This window comes from Paenibacillus oleatilyticus, from assembly GCF_018998565.1.
Taxonomy (GTDB): domain Bacteria; phylum Bacillota; class Bacilli; order Paenibacillales; family NBRC-103111; genus Paenibacillus_G; species Paenibacillus_G oleatilyticus.
Genome location: NZ_JAHNZO010000035.1, coordinates 1 through 23,684, shown reverse-complemented (window position 1 = coordinate 23,684; position 23,684 = coordinate 1). Strand labels below are relative to the sequence as shown.

The window sequence follows — 23,684 nt, the reverse complement described above, 5'->3', positions numbered from 1 at the left end:
ATGCCCTCCTCACTTAAACAACAATCTTTTCAATTTTTAAATCTTTGGCGATGTCCTGTAAGTACATCCCGAACTCTTCCGCCAGCTCCTGATTTCTTAGCGCGTATTCCACGGTAGCCTTCAGGAAACCAAGCTTGCTTCCCACGTCGTAAAGCGTTCCTTCATATATATAGCTGTAAATGGATTCCCGGGCAGTCAACTCTCTTAAAGCGTCTGTAAGTTGGATTTCCCCGCCAACGCCAGGCGCTGTATGTTCCAAGATATCAAAAATGGCCGGACTTAAAATATATCTTCCCGAAATCGCCAGATTCGATGGCGGATCCTGCTTCGGCTTCTCGACAAGATTATGAACCAAATGCACGCGGTCCTCGATGCGTTCCGAGACGACGACCCCGTAATTGTGCACTTCGCTCCAAGGCACCGGTTCGACGGCAATGACCGAACCGCCCGTTTTATCATACACATCTATCATTTGTTTCAAGCAAGGCACTTTATGATCGATGATCATATCGCCGAGCAGCACTGCAAAAGGTTCATCCGCAATAAACTTTCTTGCGCTCCAGATCGCATGGCCAAGACCTAAAGCTTCTTTTTGCCTCACATAGTGAATATCTACCATATTCGTGATTTCTTTCACGATATGAAGCAGATCGTTCTTTTGTTTGCCTTCGAGAGTGATTTCAAGTTCAAAGTTTTTGTCAAAATGATCCTCGATCGACTTTTTGCTGCGTCCGGTTACGATGATGATATCTTCAATTCCCGACTGGATCGCTTCTTCCACGATATATTGAATGGTTGGTTTGTCGACGATAGGCAGCATTTCCTTGGGCATGGCTTTCGTTGCCGGTAAAAAACGGGTACCCAGGCCGGCAGCCGGAATAACAGCCTTTCTAACTTTTTTCATGAAATCCACTCCATTATTTTTATATTGAAAAAATGTTGCCCGAGGCATCTAACCTCTCCTCACGTCACACTCTCGACGATATACGTCTAAGGTTTAACCAACCCACAGCATGACCGAGTACCTCCGTTGATAACGGTAAGGAGATATCACCGAAAATGAAAGCGTTGAAAATATTGATACGTATTGTAACATTTATGGTTCTAATTTATAATACATTTTGTATCAAGTCAATTGTTATTTTTTCACCATTTTCATGTTTTTATTTTGTTGAGGAGTGATTTCGATGCAATACGACACCAGGATTGCGGCTTTGCGGGATAAGAGCGGCTTCACGCAAGAGGAGCTGGCGGATCTGCTTGGAATATCGCGGGCGTCCCTGTCACACTATGAAAAAAACCGCAGAAAACCGGACTTTCAAACCTTGACAAGACTAGCGGATTTTTTTAAAGTAACAATAGATTACTTAATTGGGCGACCGCCCCAGTGGTTTTTTCAAACCGAAATTCGGGAATTTGTCGATTTGGATCAGCTTGATAACGAAAAGATGTTTCGCTTGTTCGATCTGCGTTGGGATGGCCATCTTTTAACCGAAGCCGAGACCAAAAAAATGATAGACCTCGCGCTCCAATCGCGAGTCTTGAAGCAATGATACCGGCCATTCTGCTACACTTGTCGTCCAAGTCCAACTCCATAAAAAAAAGGACGGGGAATATGTATCTACTAGCTGCTAAGACAATGATTCCGTTCTTGTTGCTCACTGGTCTGGTTACGAATTCTGAATTAAACTCTCCATCGATTATCGACAAGCCGGCGCCCGAGCGAAAGGTCGCGTCCCTCCTGGGGGGCGGCAATTTCACCAACGAGGCGGCGCATTCGACGAACGATCTGACTTATATGCGCAAATTAAACATAAGCTGGGCACGGCTTAATCTATATCCTCAGTACTATTACAGCAAGCAGACCCCCAAGACCGACTCGATCGAGAAAGTCATGTCAGACATGTACAGCCATAAGATTACGCCTATGATTTTGTTCGAGTATTACGGAAGCTATGAGAAAAAAGGCATTCCCATCGGGGATTATTCGAAATGGTTTTCCATTGGACAAGCCTATGCGGAAACGTACCGGCCGGGGGGAACGTGGGCTGCTGAGCGTGGCATCAAAGATTGGGGAGTTACGGTATTTTCTGCTTTTAACGAACCCGATGTCGAAAGAACCATTCCCTTTGAGAAATACTATCAGGCTTTAAAGGGATTAGCCGACGGCGTGCATTCCGTCGATCCCAAGCTCAAGGTCATTCCGGGCGGGTTCAGCTCTCAGAACGCCTTCGCCGACTGGTCCTTGAAAGGCTATGGTCCTGCCATCGCCGAGCTATTGAATAACGGGACCTTGGACGGACTCGACCTGCATACGTACTATGACGATAAATACGCTCCGATTCTGGGAACTTACAAGAACTCGGCGCAGAACAATTTTGACCAAATCAAAAAAAGGCTGGGCCTGACCCGGGATATTCATTTTTATTCGACGGAGTTCAATGTCAAGCAAAGCAAGCCGCCGCACAGCGCGCAAACGGAAGAATATTTGGCCAAGCAGTTTTTAACCGCCATTTGGGACAACCTTGGGGTTGTGAAGAACGACGGCCATACGCCCGCCACTCAATTCGCCATGCCGTGGAGTCTGCTGCAGACCGGACAAGAAGACAAGCTCTACGGGATGCGGACGGAGCACGAAGGGAGCGCTTCTCAGACCGTTTCCCGGACGAAGGTGTTGCAACTGGTGACGGAAGTGACGGCAGACGCCTCGTTTGAATATCTCGATCCGAAGAAAAAAGGAGAGTATATTCTGACGAGCCCGGGCAGGAAAATATGGGTCTGGCAAAACGTTCAAGGCTGGAGCAACCGTACGGGACATTCATATCAAATCGATAATATCCCCAGCGGAGCCAAAGAACTGGCCGTCTACCGCTGGAACGGGTTGAACGAAGTCATCCCTCTTGATGCAAGCAAGCGCACGGTCACGTTGAACAATTTGAACCAAGACGAAACGTATATGTTTGTTGCGCGATAACCGCTTCACGAATAAGAATTCAATCAGCTCCGCTGATAACTTATCAATTCTATATCTAAAAAACAGACGTCCTGAAAATCGCTTTCATCATTTCAGAACGTCTGTTTTTTACTTTTCACTCAACCGCCCGGCTTCCGGCTCAAAATATATTGCACCGAGTCTCCAGCAGGTAAATTCACCTGAAATTCGGCCCAAGGCGAGGCTTTAATGTTCACCTGCTGAACGGCGTCGCGGTACGACTCTCCCGGACCGATCCGTTCTCCGTGATAGTCGCCTTTTAAGGGCATTTTCACCCGGACGCGCACCGATTGCGGCGAATCTTCGAAGTTGACGAAATTGACAAGAAGCTTGTCGGAGGTTGCTCCGGAACCGGGAAGCGGCGCCAAATAGCTGGTATTTACCGCACGTACATACACTTTTTTATCATTGGTTTCCGAACGGTTCATGATTTCAAAGCTGAGCGGCTTACCGTGCGTCGCATAAGCCAAAGCCAATCGTCTGAAAATCTTGACCCTGCTGTCCTGATTGCCGGGAAACGAATAGCTGCGCGTAGTTGCCGGGTCGTGTGACTTGAAGTCAAAATCATGACGGAACAGTTCATAGTTCTTATAGAATGCGGCGTGCTGGATAAAAATATCGCTGAAGCCGATATGGGCTCTTAAAATGCGGTCGAAGACAGCCGCTTGCTTCTGGCTGGCGCCGTAGCCGGGAGGATCCAAATGGGTGTTGGTCGTTCCGACTTCCGTATTGAGCATTTTTTTCGGAAGGCCGTCCTCATCCGAACCTAGCGTCCGCAGGTTTTCAACAAAGCTTCCTCCTTCGTTATCCGCATAAGACGTCCCGTACGCATGACCGTTCGTAAGATCGGTAAGATCCTCCAGCTCTTTTCTTTGCAGGGAATCCCGCTCCCAGCCGAACGGTTCGCCTCCCGTAGACTTGTAAGACCATCCCGGGGAAACAATCTGCAGATGCGGGCTGTAGATCGCCCGGTGTTCGGACAGCCATTGGGCCACGGCGACATTGACGGCTTTGGAACGCTCAAACAGGCCGGGCTCATTATCTACTTCGTAATATTGGATGTACTGGCCATATTGCTTGAGAAAGTCTGTCAGCTTCGCTCTGGCGTCAGCCGGTAAGCCTCCGTCCGGATCGAGCGTTATATTTTTGGTGTAAAGATACAGCGCAACGGCACCTGTGTTGTACTCCTTTAACGCAGCATAGTAATTTTTCATGTCCGAACAAGAATTTCCGACATTCGAAAAACATCCTGCGCGAACGATGTTTCCACTATATGCGATGCCGAGCCATTTTAGAACATAAGGCAAGTGCCGCGTAGCCGCCGTATCGAAGTAATAATCGTTCGAAGCGACCCCGGTACCCATTTGGATATAGCGTCCGTGCACCGGTTCATTGGCAGGCTCCGTCAGCGACTCCAGCTCCAAATAGTCCCAGGACCAATATAAGTGAGGGTTTTCTTTATCGGAGCAATAGAGACAACGCTCGGCCCCCAGCTTGAGCTCATTAGGCCCCTGCTTCAGCTGTTCCTTCGGAATATACAGCTCATAGAGCTTTTTATACTTATAGGGACTATTCTCGCCGATTCCGGCAATCTGAATCATACCGGACAACGTCCCGTTCGAGAAAACCGACATTTGAGGCACGGCTTTGGAGGCGGACAGAACCCGGACTTTGAAATTTACGCCATGCTCGGGAACTTTGCTTAACGAATAACGAATGGATAAATGGCGTGTGATCGAGGCGTCCAACCCTGCAGGAAAATCGCTCCATACCGCTTGTGATGTTCCTTGTTTCACTTGGTACTGAAGCTTATCCGCGGTTAGATTGACCGCGAACTCCTGCCTCGAGTCGTCTTCCACCCCGATTCTCCAAATGCGGGGGTCTTGCTCGGGCAATTGCAGCGTAAATCCGGACAGTAGCAGCAATCCTGCAAGGATAAGCATGATGCCTGCTTTTTTTAACATGAATCCCTCCGTACTGGTCCAAATTCGGTTTATAACTGAATATCAATATGCGCCGAGCCCATCGGGGCTTCGAACAGATGATAGCTCTCGCGAACTTTCCGGCAGTCTGCCACATGTTTGATCAGCCATTTCCATACGGATTCGGTCTCGGGCTCCAGATGAAGCTCCACATTGTAGACAAGCTCCGAATCGTTCATCCGGTTCACCCCATACACGCGGCCTTCCAAAGCAATCACGTGATCCGATGTCGAAAGCTCTATTCCAATTACCAGCTCCGTTTGGAGAGGCAGCAGCAAGGTCGAAGCGAACGAAATTTGGTATTCCTCCATCACAATAATTCGAATAGGAGCAAACTTTGTGACAACCGGCGTGCGGTTCAATTGTTTAATGGTCATTAAAGCGTGGCCGGCAAATGACGGATCCATTTCAACAGCAGGATCGGCAAGTTCATAATTGGTAATCAATTCGGGCCCTCCTTCGCTTCTTCGTGTTCAACTGATACAATTCGGACGAAATTTCCAGGTAAAGTTTATATACTTAAATTTATGTTACAATATGTATCGTTGTCAAGTTGATTATGAAAAAAGCCGCCGAAGAGTTTCCCCGGCAGCTTCCAGCCTATAACGTTTGCACGACTTTCCAGGTTTTTCCCCAGTCCGTTGAAATTTGCAATTGATTGTTCAGCGAACGAAGCAATACATTTCCCAGTACAATTTTTGAAGCGTAATTGGATCGGCCGATGCCGGTCCCCAGCTTGATTTGAGACACCTCCAGCATGGTCAAGCCGGTATCCAGGGACGGATAATTTAAGAACGAGGCGCGGTTCATTTCGGTTCCCAGCTCGTAGATGGAAAAAGCGCTGTATTCTCCTTCAATAACGATCGGCGGCCCGGAATGGGGCCCGCGGACGGTATTATTTTCGAATGTAAATTGACTGGACTGGGCTCTTTGCTGCTTCAAGATCCCAAGCGCATCCGTGCCTGAATTGGCAAGAAACGAACAGCCTCTGACCGCCATGTTCGTTTTATCGAAGGCCCGGAGTGCCCACACATGTTTATAGCCCTCAAAGTCGATTCCATCGAAGATGATGTTCGCCGTCCCGCCGATGGCGCCGGTTACCAGATCTTTACCTATAACCACGATTCCCAAGTTGTCGTCGGGCGCGTTCAACCCGAAGCCGGCCGATAATTGTCCGCCCCAAAAGTGGAACCCGCCCGAAGCCGGAGAAATATGCACCGCCGCTTTCGTTCCGCCTAACCAGCAGTTATAGAATTGAAGATCGTTGCCGCTTTGAAAACCCGATCTCAAATTCAAAGCAACGGTGTTCCAGTTATACTGCGCCCGCAGATTGAAAAAGACCGAGCCAAAGCAGTTGTTGATCAAATCAAAAGCAATGGGAAATCCGTCTGATTGCACGTTGCGCACCTCAAATTGACGGATCCCGTTTAGTTTCACGCCGGCGGTTACCCCCTGCGGCTGCTTTACAGGCCCCAGAAAATAGATGTCCCGGAGAAAACCTCCCAAACTTTGGTTATTCATATTGGCTCCGGGTCCGATTAGAATGCAGTCGTAATCCGTGCTTAACGTTTTAATGACGGTATTGGTCCCCCCGGCTCCATAGATCATGACGTTGCTTCCCTTTGCAACCAGCGGTCCCGAGGTCTGATAAGTTCCCGGAGGAACATAGCAGGGTAGCTTTTTCCGGATGGCTGCCGCAAACGCCGCATTGAGCGCGTTGGTCGAATCGTAGTTCGCATTTTCTTCTATCGGAATTGCACCATAATCTCTCGCATTCACGATCATTGTCGTTAAATCGCCCACCGTATGTTCCACTCCTTTTTTTCTGTTATTTTCATTCCCGTTCATTTTATTCCCGCTCTGGTCTTTTGGCTTGGACGATGCACTAGACTTGGCCGTATCCAACGACAAAAAGGGGCTGATCCAAAGTCTTTGCAGACCTTGAGGAACAGCCCCCGGGGTGGTTACTTATAAACATTGAACTCATGGATCGACCAGAAAACGCCGGCTTGCCCGGTTTGAACGATTCTCACATATCTCGCGGTCTGCGGCGGGAAGCGCACGGTCGTCATGACGCCGCCTGTACCGGAGGCTATAGGCGCCCCCCACCGTTCTCCGTCATTGGACACGTACACCTGGTAGCCTCTGGGGTAGTCAAGCACGGAGTTTCCGGCATCCATAACGATTCTGGAAAATGTTTTCCGGGCTCCCATATCCACTTGAAAACGTTCGCCGCCCGCCTGACGCGCTCCCGTATCCCAACGGGTGAACATCTTATTGTCGATCGCAAAAGGATGATTCGTGCCGGTTCCCGAGCTCTTCCAGCCATCCTTATCCAGCGAATCGCAAAATACGTAAAGCTCGTCGACACTCCACGGACTTCCGCCCGTATTGACGATTTTGATGTACCTGGCCTTTTGTTGAGGCATCGTAATGGTCGTGATCGGGCCTCCTGTGCCCGATTGAACAGGATTCCCCCAAGCCGCGCCATCTGTTGAAACGTACAAGCTGTACTTTTGCGGGTGAGCATTCTGCCCACGGGAAGCGTCCAGCATGATTCGGTCAAACTTTTGCAGCTCTCCCATGTCTGCCACAACCGCTTGCGTTCCGGCGAATTCCAGGCTGTTGCTTTGCTCATGCAAGCCGGCCAACGACCTTCGTCCGGCATTTACCCCCGAGATGGTCCAGCCCGTTCGGTCTAACGAACTGCTGTACACATTCAATTCGTGCACGGACCAGAACGTGGGACCTCTGCCGGTTTGGGCGATTTTCAGATATCTGGCTGTCTGCGGAAAAGGAAGCTCCATCGTTGTTACAACGCTTCCCTCCCCTTGGGATACGGCTTTCCCCCAATTCCTGCCATCGGTCGAAACATACATTTCGTATTGGCGCGGGTAATCATGAGGCGAAGCTTCGGTGTCCAGCACCACTTTATCGAATGTCCGGTTCGACTGCATATCGATAATGAAGTATTGTCCCTCTTCCTGAGGAGCTCCCGTATCAAACCGCGTCGCAGGCGAGCCGTCCAGCATCTCCTGTCCGGCTGGCTTTCCTGTCGAAGTCGTAACCGTCCAGCCGCTCCGGTCCAAAGCCACCGAAGACGAAGGAATGATTTCCATAGGCTGAGGGCGTCCGCCGGCCCCGTTCGTTCCGACAGCTTGAATGGCGTAATAATACACGGTATCGTTTTTCACCGTTGTATCCTTGAAGGAATTGGCAGCCAGCCGGGCTGCGACAGTATCATAAGGCCCTTCCGGGGCTGTCGAACGAAGTACGTTGTAAGAAACGGCCCTTTCCGACTCCAGCCAGGTTAGCTCGACGCTTTTGTAGCCGACCGATTGGTTTAAAATCACGGGAGCCTCAGGAAGCTTGCTTCCTTTTTCCTCCAATATATATTGCACCGATTCGCCGGGACCTAAATTAACCGATAAGCTTATGGCCGGGTTCGCAGCTAAGCCGGTGACATAAGTTCTGGCTGCTTCATATGTATCTCCGGCGCCGATGCGCTCACCCTCGTATACGGTTTGCTTGGGCATCACAATTCGCGCGCTGACGGTCTGCGGCGACGATTCGAAGTTTACAAAATTAATCAATATTTTGTTTGATGTTGCGTTGCTTCCCGGGAGCGGTTTTAACGTTGACGTATCGACTGCCCGGACATACACCTTTTTTCCTTTGAGCGACTCGCGGTTGTTGAGCGTATAGGACAGCGGCTTTCCGTGCGTAGCGTAGGCGAGCGCGATTCTCCGCATCGTTTTCACACGGGAATCCTGCCCCTCGTCGTGGTAAAAAATTTCCGTCTTCGCCGGATTATGCGTCTTCATGCTCGAAAAGTCCGTTTTGAACAAGGAGTAATCCTGAAAAAACGCCGCATGCTGCGTGAAATAGTCGGCGAACCCAACATGGGCTCTCGCATTGCGGTCAAACACGGCGGCTTTGCTGGACGCTCCCTCTCCGACCACAGGGTCGGTCAAATCGTCCTTCGTGCCAAATTCGGTAGCGAACATCGGCTTCGCAAGACCGCTGGCTCCGACGCCCACCGATTTGATATTTTCCACGAGACTGCCGCCCATGTTATTGGCATAAGAAGTCCCATAGGCATGGCCGTTCGTGAAGTCCGTCAAGTCTTCGACGGCCTTTCTTTGCTTCGGGTCCCGCTCCCATCCGGCGGGAATGCCGCGTTTATCGTCGTAGGCCCATCCGGGAGACACGATTTTCAGATGCGGGGCGAGCGCAGCGCGATGATTTTTCAACCACCGGGCAATTGCGATATCGACATCTCTGGAGCGATTGAACAACCCCGGCTCGTTGTCGACCTCGTAAAACTGGATTTTCGAGCCGTAGCTTTGGAGATAATCGGACAGGATGTTTTGCGCCTCCGACGGAAGACTGCCGTCCGGATTAAGCGTAATATTGCCGGTATAGAGATGCAGCGCAATTGCGCCGGTATTCAATTGGCGAAGCTTGTCCAAGTAGTCGGACATGGCCGAACAGGAATTGCCGACATTCGAGGCGCATACCGTTCGAACGTAGTTGCCGCTATAAGCGATACCCAGCCATTTGAGAATATAAGGCAGGTGATTGACCGCGCCCTGATCGTAATAAGCCTGATTATTTTTCAGATTCGTACCGAGATGAACGTATGAGCCGTGAATCGGCTCCGCAGCCGGCGCTTCCAGCGCTTCCAGCTTCATGTAATCCCATACCCACCACAAATAAGGATCTTCGTTGGCCGAGCAGTACAGACACCGGCTGGCCTCCAAGGTAATCGTATTTTGCCCGGGCTGAAGCATCTCCTTCGGGATATACAATTCATAGACTTTATTGTAGGAGACCGCGCTCGTCGTCCCTCCTACCCCGGCAATTTGAATCATTCCGGCAAACATTTGATTGGAGTAAACAGCCAACTGCGGAACATATTTATGGGCATCCAAAATTTTAAAGGAAAATGTAACGCCGTTGGGAGGAATTTGGGCCAGCGGATAGGCCAGCGTCATGACGGGGTTTTGGCTGCGGTTCAAGCCTTTCGGTATGGCGCTCCAATCCGTTCTGCTCCGCCAGTCTTCCGGAACCGGAACTTCCTTGGCGCTGCCCGCTTGGTAGCCGGCAAATTCGGCACTGGATTGATCCGCCTTTCCAATCATCCATAAGACTGAGTCAGCCGCACGTGCGACACCGACACCGCTTTCACGGGGCCCGAGGTACCACAAAAACAGTGCAACAAACAACAGGATCGGGAGCTTAATACGGTAAAAGTCCACCCCAAATTACCTCATTCCGATGTCATATTTTGTCGGTTTTTGCCTCCAATGGTTTCCATTTTACCATGTAGTTGGCAGCTGACGACATCCGACAAAATGCATAGGAACAAGCTAAGAATGCGTGACTTTACTCCTATCCGATTGTTTACAAAATGCAACTTTTAGCATATAAACGTCGATAAAAAAATCCTCGGATTCTCCAAGTCCGGAAAATCCGAGGAAGGGATTACAAATGCCAATCGACATCGGTTTTAATGACTTTTGCCGGTACACCGGCGACAACTGAGCGCGGAGGCACATCATGAGCCACGACGGAACCGGCGGCTATAATCGCGCCGTCGCCGATCGTAACGCCTTTCAAGATCGTGGCTTTGCAGCCGATCCATACGTGATCGCCGATGATGACCGGCTTCGTATTCGGCCGCCCGTCCATAATCGTGTGGTAATCCGTGTCCATGATCGAAACGTCCCAGGAGATGGCGCAATAACTGCCGACACGGATGTGTTGTTTGCACATGAATTCGGTTCTCCGGTTGATAAACGTTTTGTCGCCAATTTCAACCGTCGCTCCGGGCGCATCCAGATAAAAGCCGACTCCCGCATGCAGCAGCACATGATTGCCTATGACGAGATTCGTATTTTTTAACTCCGAGCGGTGCACCTTTCCGCATACCCTGAACATTTTCCCGCATTTTTGCACATGTCTGCGAAACAATAATCCTAGAAAAAGTCTGTAAGCATATCGTACATACTCATAAAATGCCCGTTTTTGATTGACGTTCCCCATCGAATCAGTTCCCCGTATTTTAAAATTTGTTTTGCTGCATAATGATACTTTTTGTATATTATATTATATTTTTGTTCCAAATTGTAGAGTTAATTTCGCCACATTTTGGCAGCACAAAAAGGACCAGCTACGTTCGTAGCGGTCCCTTGTTCCTATCCTATGTCGAGCCAGGTTACACAAACCCGAGCCGTTCGTACGTTTTCCCGAGCACGCCCGCCGCATCGCCTTGGAGCCATTGGTCAATGACGGTGTAGTATACGGAGCGGAAATCGACCTGATATTTCAGATCGCCGTTATCGAGATTTGTCAAACTCGGCATCACGCCGTACAATCCTCCCTTGATTTTGCCGCCGAGGACAAAGACCGGAGCGGCGGTTCCGTGGTCCGTGCCTCCGTTGCCGTTCTCTTTCACCCGCCGGCCGAATTCCGAAAAAGCCATCGTCGCGACGCGATTCTCAAGACCTTGCGCCTCCAGGTCCTCATAGAAGGCGCCGAGCGCTTCGTCCAGCTGCTTCAGCAGCCGCGCATGCAGCTCTTTCTCCTGGACGTGATCGTCGAAGCCGCCGAGCTGCAAATAAAAGACGCGCGTGCCGGACTTGCCTGCGAGCATTTTGACGACAAGCTGAAGGTCTCTGGCTATGGCCGTCTTCGGATACTCCACCTTCGTCTGGTAGCCGCCCCCCAGCTGATGGACCGCTTCGACGCTGTCATAAGCGTCCCGGCCGCGCTCGCAGGTTACGCGGATGACGGTACCTTGCCGCTTCGGGTCATACATATCGAGGAACGCCTTGGCGAGCCGATTTTGCTCGGTCTTCGGCATTTTCGGGTCCAGGAAGGAGTACGTCTCCAGCGACTGGATGACCGGCACATTGACCGTTTCCGCTTGAAACGCCAGCCCGCCGGCGGCGCTGCCGATTTGCAGCGCCTTCAGCGGATTGACGTTCCGGTTTAGCGACGCTGCCGCATACCGGCCGAGCCAGCCGGTGCGTCCCATCTTCTCCGGCTCCGCGGTCTGCCATATTTCCATCGAGCGGAAATGGGAACGGTCCGGCTTCGGATAGCCGACGCCTTGAACGATCGCCAGCTTGCCTCTTTGATACAAGGCGTGCAGCCGGGTCAGACTCGGATGCAGTCCGACCTGGTTGTCGATAGCCAACACTTCGCTCTGCGTCAATCTCAGCGTCGGCCGAGCGTCGAAATAGCCGCCCATCCCGTAGGGGATGAGCGTGTTGAGCCCGTCGTTGCCGCCCGACAGCTGAATGACGACGAGCGCGGACGAATCGGAGCCGCCGTCATCCGTCTCTTGCGACCGGAGCGGCGAACCGTTCTCGGCGAAGATCATCGGTCCCCCGAGTCCGAGCGTCGCCAGGAGGGCCGTGCCCTTGATTAGAAAGTCTCTTCTCGTCAGTTTCATCGGCGTCTGCCACCTCCTATTTCATCTGCGCTTCCGGACTGATCAGCACAAGCTGGAGCAGGCCGCGCATCCCGTTCGTCTTCTGGGCGGCATGGATGAACGTTTCATCCGCATAATTCGCCAGCACCGCAGACGTCTGCTCTCCCAGCTCCCGGACCCCGACGTTCAGCCCGAACTGTTTCCCCCATTGCTGCGGAGACGCGGAAGCCTCCTGCATGTAGTCCTTCGCGCTAAAGTGGCCCTGGTTCAGCCGCTTGACGGCCGATTCCGCAAACTGGCAGCGCGCCAGCAGGTTCGCGGTCGTCAGCCAGGCCGTCCCGCCGCGCCAGCCGGCGACATTGGGCGGAAGGTACAGCTCCTGCCCCATCTTGCGCATCGCCTGCGCGTAGCCTCGGGAGACCGGCAGCTCCAGCGCTTTGGCGATGCCGGCAACGTATTCTGCCGGCGACTTGACCAGGCTCCCCCGCAGCTCCGGCGCGTAGAAGGCGTCGGAGAGAAATAGCGACCGGAGCGTGTCGCCGATGTGGAAGCTTTTCGCGAACACCGCCGCCAGCCCATTCACCCACTCGTCCGACGGCTCGGCCGTCGCGAACCAAGTGAGCAGCTTTCGCGCCACCCAACGCGGGAGCGCATCCTGTCGGAACAACACCTCAACAAAGCCGTCTGCATCGAGCGGGCCGGTATGTCCAAGCACCGTCTTGTTGCCGCCATCAAACTGCTTGGCGTTGAACTTGACTTGATCCGTCTTTTTATCGTAGCCCCATCCGGTCAGCGCCCGCGCCGCTTCCTTGACGTCCTCTTCTGTGTAGTTTCCGATCCCGAGTGTGAACAGCTCCATCGCCTCTCGGGCGTAGTTTTCGTTCGGCTTGCCCTTGCGGCTGTAATTCGTATCCAAATACACCATCATCGCCGGATCTTTGCCAATCTCCCGAACCAGATCGCGAAAGCTGCCAAGCGCATGACTGCGCAGCAGCTCGTTCTGCCGCACAATTAACGGCATCTCGCTGACCTTCTGGTACGAGGTGGTAAAATGACCGTGCCAGAACAGTGTCATTTTTTCAATTAGTGGAGCCTCGGTGTTGACCATCCGGTACAGCCAATAGGTCTGCTGATCGACGATCGGCTCTTTATTCAGCGCTTTGCCGTCGGCGGTGATCCGCTCGATCGGCTCCGGCGAGAACGTCCGGCCTGTCAACGAATCTCCAGCGACGAGCCGCCGCACGGTCTCCTCCTTCCCGAGCCGAAGCGCCGCATTTACTTCCTCTCTCCCGGGAAAAAACGTCGCCCGGCTGAGCAAATGCGCCGCTTCCTTTTCCGTCCATTCTGCACTCATCCGCAGCACCGCCCTGCATGTCTTTATTCCTAATATATTGTTATTATATAGGACAAATGTTACAAAAGTATTTGGCTGATCGTTCCAATTGAAAAAAACGCAAACAAAAAAACGCTTCAAATCGAAGCGTCCGTTCGGTACAATATAATGAAGTTTCGAATCCGCTTCGACTTCAAAGCAACTCGTCGGATTCGGCCGCAGCCAAGAGGTGATTCGCATGCGCTCTGATCTGATCATACGGGAACTCCCGATTGTCAAACAAGTGTTCCCGTATAAAGTACTGCCGCAAAAAAGTCCTTCCCAGTTTTATTCCCACTATCACGATGACGTATTCGAAATTCTTCTGGTGCAGCAGGGGGGCGCCGAATTCCGCATAGGCGGGCAGCGGCTGACGGCCGTGCCCGGCGATATTTTCCTGATCAACGAAGGAGAAATTCACGAAGGCGGTACGCTGGACGACGAGGCGGAATACTGCGCGTTTCTGTTCGACCGGACCCGGATCGTTCATTCGCACGTCGCCCATTCGGATTACGCCGCCTCCTTAACCGAGCCGTTGTCCATACCGGTGCATCTGCGCCCCGCCGACGAGCATTACGAATCCGTCGCGGCCCTGCTTCGCCGCATTGCGGACGAGTACGACCGCAAGGAGACCGGCTTCGAGGTCGTCATCCAATCGTACATCACCGTGCTGATCACCGTGCTGACCCGTCTCTACGCAAGCCCCGGCCGCAGCGGTCAAGGAGAGGCCGCAGGCAAACGCAAGCTGGAAAAGCTGAAGGAAGTGCTTACCTTCGTCGAAACGCATTACCGGGAAAAATTAACAATTGAACGCGCCGCGCAGGTGGCCAACATGAGCAGCCATCACTTCTGCCGCGTGTTCCGCGCAGCCGTCGGGAGAACGTTCATGGAATATGTCCACCTGCTGCGCATTAACAAAGCGGAAGAGCTCATCCGCGATACGGACTGGTCCATGACGACGATCGCCGAAGAAGTCGGCATTTGCGATGTGAATTATTTCGGGCGGCTATTTCGTAAATACAAACGCTGCAGTCCGGCCCAGCTCCGCAAAAACCGTTACGCCGGTCAGCCGCCGGGTTAACCGGACGGCGCTTTCCAGCCGTTTGTCACGATAAACGAAACTGCTCCAAGCCAGCGATATAGGTGGGAATTCGCTCCTCCACCGCAGCTTGGTCGCCATAGCGCAGCACCGCTTCCTCCGTCATCTCGCGCTCCAGCAGCCCGATATGGTCGCAGGTCAGGTCCAGCAGCATCAGAAATTGTTCCACGCGCACCGCGTAGACCAGCTCGGGATCGCCTTGCGCATACCCTTCGAGAAATCCGTCGGCGAATGCCCGGAGCAAAGGCCGGTACCGGTCGAACTGGTGACGCTCGTACCGCGGAGAGCGGTGAAACGACGGAAACAACGTGTTGAAATTGTTCAACACGTTGCCGGCAAACGCGAGACCGTCATACAGGATCGGCACCGGATCGATCAAGCGGACCCCCACTTCGCAGATAATGAGATTTTCCGGCGATACGTCCCGGTTCGTCAAGCTTAATCCAGGCGTACGCCGCAAGCGGAACGGGACGATTTCGTCCAGCATTCGCTTCACAACCGCGGCTTCGCTGTCATATCCCGCACGCTCCAGCCGTTCCCACGAGTTCAGGTATCCCTCCGTATCGTCTGCCCAATACACATGAAAATCCTGTTGATGATCGCCGAGAAGTTTTCCGTCCTTCCAATCCAGAAATCCGAACCCTTCCAGCTCGACGCTCGTCCGGTCCATCTGCCGGAAAAATCGTCCGCACTGCGCTCCCCACCGGGCTGATTCGACTTCGTCCGCTGCCGCAAGCGACATGACGGGCCCGCTGTAGGTTTCAATCGTAAAGCTAAGCTCCGGACTGACGTAATATGTATAATACGGAGGGCAGATGCCTTCGCTCACCCCGTTCGCCAGCCGGTAATACAATCCTCGGCCGCCATATTCGGCCTTCAGCTCCCGTTCGTTATACACAAACGGCTTCCCGTAAGAAAAAGGCTTAGGAAACCGCACCACTAATGGCCCGGTTTCCGTCGTAGAGATCAGGTAAGCTTCATGCCATGCGCCTTCCGCCAAATATGAGACCTGCAGCCCGTTTTTCCCGAGCCCGGCTACCTCAAGCGCGACTTCGATTTTTGCCTTGATTCCCGCCTTCACTACAGCGCTCCTTACAACCGGACCGGCTGTCCTTGCGCTGCGGATTCGTAGGCAGCAAGGGCAACGGCCGCGGCTTTCATCCCGTCTTCGCCCGTAATCGGGACCGACGTGCCGTGGAGCAGCGCCTCGACGAACGATCGGACCAAATATTCGTCCATATTGTCCCCCCAATAGCTCCACTCCCCTTTGCCCGCCTGAACGGTGTACACATCGTTCTTCTGGGCAAAGGCATCGACGGAGAGCACTCCGCGCGTGCCGACGATTTCCATCGTCACATCCCCCCAGGTCGGGAAGCTCCGGTTGCGCGACCAGCTCGGGTCCAGGACGGCGAAAACGCCGTTATCGAACTTGACGTGAACCATACCGGCATCGTCGATATCCTGCTCCTGAAACACCGTCGCCGCATAGGCGTATACTTCCTGCACGTCCGCACCGAGAAACCAATGCATCAAGTCCATCACATGCACCGTATGGTCCAGCACTGCACCACCGCCGGACAGCGCCTTGTCGGCGAACCATCCGCCCGGAAAGCTGCCGCGGTTCGTGCCTTTGATCGCCACGATCTCGCCGATCTCGCCGCGCTCGACCGCTTGCTTCGCTTGCACGACCGCAGGCAGATAGCGGCATGGAAAAGCGGTCATCAACTGCACGCCGTTTTCTTTGCAGGCTGCGATCATCTCTTCCATCTCCCGCTTGGAGACGCCAAGCGGCTTCTCGCACAGGACGTGCTTCCCCGCTTGCGCCGCCGCGATGGCCAGCTCCGCATGCCGGACATTCTCCGAGCAGATGACGACGGCATCGATCTCCTTCAAAAGCAGCTCCCGGTAATCTTCAAAATAAGGGATGCCGTGCTTCTCCGTCACAGCCTCCACGCGGGATTTCACTTCGTCTGCGATTCCTGCTACTTCAACCTCGGGCATGGCAACGAGCGAGTTCAAGTAGCTGAACGCATGACCATGCGCGAAGCTGATCATTCCTATTTTTAATTTGTTCATCGTAGCGTTCCTCCTCACGTGGAATTAGAGATGCACGGCAGAGCCCGTTTTGGCCGATGCAATGGCGGCAAGCGCAATTTCAACCGCTTTGTACGCATCGTTCGGCGTCACGATCGACTCGCGGTTTTCGCGGATACACCGGACAAAATGGCGCAGCTCGTAATAATACGGATCGTGATAGCCCGGGCTGCCCGGCACTTCCACGGCGGCAGGGCCGTCCTGGCCCTCGGATACCCGGACCAATTGCAGCGACTGCGCCTCCAGGCTGCTGTTGCGCACGATGCCATCCGACCCGGCGATTTCCGCCTTCGTATGGAACGGTCCAGGATACCCCCAGAAGGCTTCCAGATTGGCGACGGCCCCTTGCTCGAACACAAGCGTCGCCAGCGCATAATCCATCTCTTGATCGCGCCGGTTAAGCGCATACACCGATTTCACTTCGCCGAGCGCCCAGCGCATAAAGTCGATATCGTGAACCATCAGGTCGAGGATCACGCCACCGCTTTGCTCGAAATTGCCGAACCATTCTTTCACCTTCGCCGGATGGCTGCCGGACCGTTTCGCGTGCGCTACTCCGAGCTTGCCCAATTCCCCGGCCTCGACCTTCCGTTTGATATCGGCATACTCCGGGAAGAAGCGGACGACGTGGCCGACGAACAAACGAACGCCCGCCTGCTCGCAAGCGCGGATCATCTCCGCCGCATCCTCCAGCGTCAGAGCCATCGGCTTCTCGCACACGACGTGCGCGCCAATCGCCGCTGTCTTCACCGTGTATTCTTTATGTAAATAAGTAGGCAGCGCAATGCTGACCAGATCAGGCTTGACGGCGGACATCATTTCTTCATAGGAAGCAAAAGCGCGGCAATTCGTTTCATCCGCCAGCCGCTCGGCCAAATGAACCTCGATATCGCATACTCCGACCAGCTCAACTTCAGGCATGGACGCATAATGGATAGCGTGAATCCGCCCCATTCCCCCGCAACCAACGACGACGACTTTCATGAGTAACCCTCCTTGACGGTATTCCGAAGCTGTTCGGATGCTTCCGATTATAACCTACGGGAAGCGTGCCGTCTCGGCATGGAATTGCTCATTTTTAGCACGATATTGATCGTTTCTCTCAAAACAGCTCGTTCAGAGATCATGAAGTCCGCTTCTCTTTTATATTTTTTGATAAGTCGAAATGACGAGCTTGATCTGCTGAATCACGAACCCGATGTGCTCGTTGTTCCGAGTTAACCGGCTTGCCATGACCCCGCCTTCTAACGAAGAAACGACAAATGAAGCGAAGGCTTCCGTATTAAGAGCTGAGGACAGCTCCCCAGTAGAGACCCCCTCGTTTAATATGCTTTGAATAAACGCAGTGAATTTACCATGCGCAGCTACCGCTTTCTCTCTGAGCGGGAGGTATCCATCATCCGCCTCCACCGCAGCGTTAAGCAAGGGACAGCCACCCTCGATCGGAGGATGGTTGACAGGATCTTCGTAAACCGAGCATACCGCCATGACCTTGTCGATCGCCGTCTCCGCCTTTTCGGTAGCCTTCAAGAATTTCTCAATCAGAATCCGCGAGGCATAATCGAACGCTTCAAGCGCGATTTCGTCTTTCCCGGAAAATGTCCGATACACGCCGCCTTTGGTCAATCCGGTGACTTGTATGATGTCTTGTATCGAAGAGCCGGCGTACCCTTTTCGATTAAACAGCCCGGCTGATTTTTCAATAATATGCTGGCGTGTCTTTTCGCCCTTGCGCATGAAAGCAGCCCTCCATAAACGGTAGAATAATTGTATTTCATTTTAACATTTCTCTCGCATATTCGAGAAATATTTGTTATCCTATAAAAAAACCGAACCGTTCGGTATTTTTTATATAAGGGGTGACTCGCTTATGAAGAAAGTTAAAATTATCCGCATTCCCATTCTTCCGATGCACATGGTGAACGCCCATTTGCTGCTTGGACCGGACGGTTGCGTCTTGGTCGATGCCGGTATACCGGGATCCGAGCGGAAAATAGGAAGAGCTCTCGCGAAAGAGAAGCTGACCTTCAAGGACATCAAGCTCATCATCATCACCCATGCGCATGTCGATCATGCCGGCAGTGCGGCAAGATTGAGGGAACTTACGGGAGCTCCTATACTCGCCCATGAGGGCGACGCCAAGCATTACAGCAGGGAGGAGGAGATGACGTTCTGCCCGACGGGACGGTTTGCCCGTCTGTTCTTCAGAACGGGCTTCATACTTCAGCCTTATGAGGGATTTACACCGGATTTGTTGGTATCCGGAAAACAGGCCATCGATTTGCGGAGTTTTGGCGTACCTGGCACGGTTACCCATACGCCTGGGCATACATCGGGATCTATTTCGGTTGAACTGGAGTCAAAAGATGCTATGGTGGGTGATCTTTTGGCCTCGGGTATTCTGCTCGGCGGCATCATGAGGAAAAACCACGCCATTCGACCGCCTTTCGAAGACGATCCACATCAGGTAGCCGAGGAGCTTCTGCGTTTAATCTCATCCGGCCATCGCACATTTTATTTGGGTCACGGCGGCCCGCTGGGGGTGAATGAAGTTCGCCGCCATGCCGAATATCTGAAAGGTCTACCGGCCGTTTAACCAAAAAGGCTGAGCATCAGAGCCCCTATCTCTGAGCTCAATACAACAGCAACAGTCTATCTTGAAAATATTTCTCGATGGAAGACCTGAAAAAGACAATACGAAACTGACCCTTGGACCGACAAAAAACGGCCAGGGTGATCAGCAGTGTACTGCCAAAAAACAGCGACAATCAGGAGGCAGCCGCATAAACGGTGACCGAAACGCCTAATGACTCCAGCTTCCTTATGGACTGTCTGATGATCACTTCGCGTTTTCGTTTTCCGGCGCTTTCGTTCTGATCTGGACACAGCCCCGCCCAAGAACATAAGTGGGGGGCGATCATCGCCTCGATCATCGCGCTCCCCGATTTCCCGAGCACATTACTGGCGACGGAGGACAGCTTAATGTTGGCGACTTCCAATACTTTTTGAATGCGACTCACTTCCCGGGCGTGCTCTTCAATGAGGCTGCGGCGATACCGGATCAATTCTCTAAGTTCGCGTTGATCTCGATTAGGAATGGAGCTGCCTTTTAGTAGGCCATGTCGAAGTAGACCAGCAATCCATTCCGCATCCTTGACGTCGGTCTTGCGACCCGGAACATTCTTGATATGCTGAGCATTCACAACGAGCACTTCAATATCCTCAAGCTTCAACAGATTGTAAATGGGTTTCCAGAAAGATCCGGTGCTCTCCATCGCTGCGTGAGTACAACCTTTGACCTTTGATCCAGTCGACGAGCAGAATGAGATCATCGATCATGGTGCTGAACGTTCGGATCTCTCCTTGCCTTCGGGTGTGATCGGCAAGAGACGATGTTCTTTATTGTGAACGTCAAGCCCATACACGGCTGTAAACGACGTCCATTTGTAGAACTCTCCTTACGGCATGCAAGATTGAAGGGCTGGTGCAACAACCACCGAATGGTTATTCTATCTTGCGTGCTTCCATAACGGAGCAACAATCTGTAATGCACCTGGTCGTTGGGGTCTGTCTAAGACTCGGGCTCGAAGCATCATTGACCGCCGACCTCCCTTCGCCAGCCGTAAGTCAATTATATTGCAATCCACCCATTTTCATCATCTGCTAGTGCCGCGTCAGCGGCATGGGGGTCTATTACTTTATTCACTGAACAGAAAGAACGGGTCAAAAGCTTAAGGCTTCGTTCTTATATACGTCGGCGGGTGAACCTTGTCGATCATCAGCAGGCCGTCGAATTGTTCCCGCGGAATCATGCTTTCCGGCAACATCCCCCAATCGAGCGAGATGCGGGGCTGGAACATCCACGAGGTGCCCTTCTTGTTCTTCCAATATTTCAAATCGACGTACGTATACGGATGTCCGGCTTGCTTCAAAATGTGTTCCATGCTGCCGGGCTCGTGCGTACCGATCTTGTACGTTTGTGCCATATTGTTGCCTGCCTCGCCTTCATACATGTACAGGCCGATCGCATAGCTTTGCTTCTTCAGCCTGTCAGGCATGAGCTCGCCCATCAGCTTCACTCCGGAGTACGGAGAGTTCATGACCTGCGAATTGTTTTTGCGGATGTGGTCGTTATGGCCCCAGACGATGATTTTCTTGTTCGGATATATATGATCTGCGAGCCAAGTCAAGTTGTCTGCCAGCATTTCGTCGCGAATGCGCATCGTTTGCAGAAAAGGCTCGTAATCCCCTTGCTCCGTAGCGGTGTTGCTGCGAATGACAACCTCCGTGTACTCCTTCACGACACGAATCCGGTCGTCCATGACCCGCTGCGTCATTTCGAGCAAATGACTGTTTTTCGGATACTGCGCCTGCAGCTCGGTTGCATGGGTCCCCAGAAAAACTCTCATGTCTTCGTAGGTTTTGAGCAGTTTAGGCTTCGCCTGAGCGTAAGCGGCGGCATCCTTGCTCTCGCTCCAGTCGGCCAGTTCTTCCTCGGCCTTGACAAACGCATCGGCCAGCCCGGCATCCTTCGTTCCGATCCATTCCTTCATAAACGAAGCGTAAGGGAACTGAATCTGCATATCAAAGCCGCTGACCGCAAGCGGACGCTCCGTACCCGCGCTTTGCTTGATATAGTCGATTGAACACTCCCACCACCTGCGCTAATGGCGCTGAGGTGGGGGATTCTTGCGAACAGAGAAGCATCCTTCTCTTCTTGAGCAAGCGATCCCTGCGGTTCCCGCAGTTCAGCCCAACTTCGCCAACAAACGCAGTCCTTCTTGCAAGATGTTCATGCTGGCATTGTGGTCACGGTCATGGTGCGTCCCGCATCCTGAACAGGTCCACGCTCGCAAGTTTAGATTTTTCACTTCGGGGTTGCGCGATTGGCATACATGACAAAGCTGACTGCTTGGATAATTTTTGGCGACCATGCTGATCGTGCGACCATACCACGCTGCTTTATATTCCAGCATCGTGCGAAGGGTTGACCAACTTGCTTCGGCAATGGACTTTGCTAACTTGTGATTTTTCATTAGATTTAGAACCTGCAAATCTTCCAGACAGATCGTTTGGTTTTCACGGATCCACTTGGTTGAGAACTGATGCAGAAAGTCTTGCCGAGCGTTAGCGATTCGCTCATGTATGCGAGCGACTTTTTGCTTCGCTTTTAGATAGCCCGATCCACCTTTCAGTCGACGAGACAAACGTCGCTGCCAAAACGCAAGTTGCTTTTCGTAGGTGCGCAGGTGCTTGGGATTCGGAACGTTTTCTCCGCTGCTGCAAACGGCAAACGACTTGATGCCGAGGTCTATGCCGATGGCGGTATCCACGTGAGGAAGCGGCAGGATGTCTACTTCACACAGGATCGAAACGAAGTACTTGCCTGTGCCGTTTCGACGCACCGTAGCAGACAAGATCCGTCCTTCGATTTCACGGGACTTGGCAAAGCGCACCCATCCCAGCTTCGGAAGTTTCAGCAGATCGCAGACAACGGCAATATTGCCGTTCGTAAACTTCGTGGTGTAGCTTTGGATGGGATTGCGTTTGCTCTTGAAACGAGGCGGATCGTTTTGCTTTCGAAAGAAGCGATCAAACGCATCTGCCAGGCTGCGAACGGCGGATTGCAAAGCAATGCTGTCCACGTCCTTGAGCCAAGGCCATTCCTTTTTCAACGCTGGCAGCCCAGTTGCACAGGTCTGGTAAGACAAGCCTCTGCCTGTTTCTTGGAAGGTGTCGTTCCACCTCGCAAGAAAGTGGTTAAAGACAAAGCGAGCGCATCCAAACATCTGGTGGATCAGCGTCGTTTGCTCCTCCGTAGGGTAAATGCGAAAGCGAAAAGCTTTATGATGCAACATGCGGGAATTTACCTCTTTTGGTGAATTTATGACAATTATAGCACGTGCGTTCGTATTCGTATACAAGATATGCTGATTCATCTCCCCCTTATCGAAGAGGGCGTCTGCTCAGCCTTAACGATAAAGGCAGCGTCTCCTTGCTCCACCATACCCCAAAGATCGCATCCTTCATCAGTTCTTCCGGCGTACGGGACTCGACGCGGGCATAGGCGCCTGCCGCATTCCCCATCCCCGATTCAAAGGCGATCACATCAAAGCCGAGCTCCTCGTGCAAATATTGAATCAGCCGGGTTTTCACCTGATTGTACTCCGCGACGCCGTGGGAATTTTCCCTAAATAGACGATCCGCTTATCCATCAAAAGCGGCTTTAGAAAGGATAAATCTTTAAATTTCCCCTTCTCAATCGAACCGTTCGATACCGTTTCCGGCTCAATCGATTCGAGCGCATACGCATGGGACTTCATCCAGTTCCCCCATGCGAGATTATAGTCTTCTACCGAGCCCTTAAGCGGAGCTTTCGCTTCCGTCGCTTCCTTGACTTCGGCATACGCCGCCTGAGGAATCAAGCAGGTCGCCGCCACCGCCGCAATAACGGCTTGCGTCACTGTCCATTTCAGCTTGTACATCATTCGTTCTCCTTTTGTCCGGTACGTTGGTGTAGAAACCGCCATTCGTCCTATGCGGTCACTCGGCTTCCATCCTATCAACCACAGGTTAAATTCGGAGAACGATTTTGTTTAAATTTTATTTAAAAAACCTACGCATCCTAATCGGATAGGAGGCTATCCATGAGTGGGATAGCCGACCTTCCACACCACCGTACGTACCGTTCGGTATACGGCGGT

Annotated in this window: 20 protein-coding genes and 1 pseudogene; 4 read left to right on the top strand and 17 right to left on the bottom strand. The window is 52.5% G+C overall.

The features are described from left to right. Positions 1-13: 13 nt before the first annotated feature. A complete protein-coding gene (gene galU / locus KQX66_RS30825) occupies positions 14-904 on the bottom strand; it encodes a UTP--glucose-1-phosphate uridylyltransferase GalU (protein WP_216797252.1) in 891 nt (296 codons plus the stop codon). Positions 905-1,187: 283 nt separating this feature from the next. Between galU and KQX66_RS30820 the strand changes: the two genes are divergently transcribed. Both KQX66_RS30820 and KQX66_RS30815 read left to right on the top strand, forming a co-directional pair. Beyond that, the gene (locus KQX66_RS30820) at positions 1,188-1,553 is read left to right on the top strand and encodes a helix-turn-helix domain-containing protein (protein WP_216797251.1); all 366 of its coding nucleotides are present in this window, start codon (positions 1,188-1,190) and stop codon (positions 1,551-1,553) included. Positions 1,554-1,615: 62 nt separating this feature from the next. Continuing rightward, positions 1,616-2,974 carry a glycoside hydrolase family protein gene (locus KQX66_RS30815; RefSeq protein ID WP_216797249.1) on the top strand — a complete coding sequence of 453 codons (1,359 nt, stop codon included), beginning with the start codon at positions 1,616-1,618 and terminating at the stop codon, positions 2,972-2,974. 119 nt (positions 2,975-3,093) lie between these two features. Here KQX66_RS30815 and KQX66_RS30810 read toward each other — a convergent pair whose 3' ends face one another. The 7 genes from KQX66_RS30810 to KQX66_RS30780 all read right to left on the bottom strand — a co-directional run bounded on the left by KQX66_RS30810 (position 3,094) and on the right by KQX66_RS30780 (position 13,769). Beyond that, positions 3,094-4,956 (bottom strand): polysaccharide lyase family protein, encoded by a 1,863-nt coding sequence (locus tag KQX66_RS30810; protein ID WP_216797247.1) that lies wholly within the window; start codon positions 4,954-4,956, stop codon positions 3,094-3,096. 29 nt (positions 4,957-4,985) lie between these two features. Then, positions 4,986-5,420: a hypothetical protein gene (locus KQX66_RS30805; protein WP_216797245.1), complete on the bottom strand. Its 435-nt coding sequence runs from the start codon at positions 5,418-5,420 to the stop codon at positions 4,986-4,988. A gap of 154 nt (positions 5,421-5,574) precedes the next feature. Then, on the bottom strand, positions 5,575-6,777 hold the full coding sequence (locus KQX66_RS30800) for a glycosyl hydrolase family 28-related protein (RefSeq protein WP_216797243.1): 1,203 nt from the start codon (positions 6,775-6,777) through the stop codon (positions 5,575-5,577). Positions 6,778-6,938: 161 nt separating this feature from the next. Further along, positions 6,939-10,235, bottom strand: coding sequence for a discoidin domain-containing protein (locus KQX66_RS30795; RefSeq protein ID WP_216797241.1), 3,297 nt, complete (start codon positions 10,233-10,235; stop codon positions 6,939-6,941). 226 nt (positions 10,236-10,461) lie between these two features. After that, on the bottom strand, positions 10,462-11,022 hold the full coding sequence (locus KQX66_RS30790; protein WP_216797239.1) for an acyltransferase: 561 nt from the start codon (positions 11,020-11,022) through the stop codon (positions 10,462-10,464). A gap of 172 nt (positions 11,023-11,194) precedes the next feature. Then, positions 11,195-12,436 carry a DUF1501 domain-containing protein gene (locus KQX66_RS30785; protein WP_216797237.1) on the bottom strand — a complete coding sequence of 414 codons (1,242 nt, stop codon included), beginning with the start codon at positions 12,434-12,436 and terminating at the stop codon, positions 11,195-11,197. A 16-nt stretch (positions 12,437-12,452) separates the two neighbouring features. Then, positions 12,453-13,769 (bottom strand): DUF1800 domain-containing protein, encoded by a 1,317-nt coding sequence (locus KQX66_RS30780; protein ID WP_216797235.1) that lies wholly within the window; start codon positions 13,767-13,769, stop codon positions 12,453-12,455. A 217-nt stretch (positions 13,770-13,986) separates the two neighbouring features. Between KQX66_RS30780 and KQX66_RS30775 the strand changes: the two genes are divergently transcribed. Next, positions 13,987-14,868: an AraC family transcriptional regulator gene (locus KQX66_RS30775; RefSeq protein ID WP_216797233.1), complete on the top strand. Its 882-nt coding sequence runs from the start codon at positions 13,987-13,989 to the stop codon at positions 14,866-14,868. A gap of 25 nt (positions 14,869-14,893) precedes the next feature. Here KQX66_RS30775 and KQX66_RS30770 read toward each other — a convergent pair whose 3' ends face one another. From KQX66_RS30770 to KQX66_RS30755, 4 genes are all read right to left on the bottom strand, one after another. Further along, entirely contained in the window at positions 14,894-15,967 is a 1,074-nt protein-coding gene (locus KQX66_RS30770) for a hypothetical protein (RefSeq protein WP_308647306.1), read from the bottom strand. 11 nt (positions 15,968-15,978) lie between these two features. Then, complete coding sequence (locus tag KQX66_RS30765; protein ID WP_216797231.1) at positions 15,979-16,962, bottom strand: Gfo/Idh/MocA family protein; 984 nt, start codon at positions 16,960-16,962, stop codon at positions 15,979-15,981. 24 nt (positions 16,963-16,986) lie between these two features. Next, positions 16,987-17,964 carry a Gfo/Idh/MocA family protein gene (locus KQX66_RS30760; RefSeq protein ID WP_216797229.1) on the bottom strand — a complete coding sequence of 326 codons (978 nt, stop codon included), beginning with the start codon at positions 17,962-17,964 and terminating at the stop codon, positions 16,987-16,989. Between the two features lie 159 nt (positions 17,965-18,123). Then, a complete protein-coding gene (locus tag KQX66_RS30755) occupies positions 18,124-18,717 on the bottom strand; it encodes a TetR/AcrR family transcriptional regulator (protein ID WP_216797227.1) in 594 nt (197 codons plus the stop codon). Between the two features lie 133 nt (positions 18,718-18,850). Here KQX66_RS30755 and KQX66_RS30750 point away from each other — a divergent pair, with 133 nt between their 5' ends. Continuing rightward, complete coding sequence (locus tag KQX66_RS30750; protein ID WP_216797224.1) at positions 18,851-19,576, top strand: MBL fold metallo-hydrolase; 726 nt, start codon at positions 18,851-18,853, stop codon at positions 19,574-19,576. 319 nt (positions 19,577-19,895) lie between these two features. Here the strand turns inward: KQX66_RS30750 and KQX66_RS30745 are convergent. From KQX66_RS30745 to KQX66_RS30725, 5 genes and pseudogenes are all read right to left on the bottom strand, one after another. Then, positions 19,896-20,424: pseudogene (locus KQX66_RS30745) on the bottom strand (IS110 family transposase); the annotation flags it as partial. Positions 20,425-20,711: 287 nt separating this feature from the next. Further along, complete coding sequence (locus tag KQX66_RS30740) at positions 20,712-21,614, bottom strand: erythromycin esterase family protein (protein ID WP_308647307.1); 903 nt, start codon at positions 21,612-21,614, stop codon at positions 20,712-20,714. 114 nt (positions 21,615-21,728) lie between these two features. Next, positions 21,729-22,838 (bottom strand): IS200/IS605 family element RNA-guided endonuclease TnpB, encoded by a 1,110-nt coding sequence (tnpB, locus tag KQX66_RS30735; RefSeq protein WP_216797218.1) that lies wholly within the window; start codon positions 22,836-22,838, stop codon positions 21,729-21,731. 88 nt (positions 22,839-22,926) lie between these two features. Continuing rightward, positions 22,927-23,136 (bottom strand): hypothetical protein, encoded by a 210-nt coding sequence (locus KQX66_RS30730; RefSeq protein WP_216797217.1) that lies wholly within the window; start codon positions 23,134-23,136, stop codon positions 22,927-22,929. Then, complete coding sequence (locus KQX66_RS30725; protein WP_216797216.1) at positions 23,133-23,465, bottom strand: hypothetical protein; 333 nt, start codon at positions 23,463-23,465, stop codon at positions 23,133-23,135. The genes KQX66_RS30730 and KQX66_RS30725 overlap by 4 nt, the downstream gene beginning before the upstream one ends. Between the last annotated feature and the right edge of the window lie 219 nt (positions 23,466-23,684).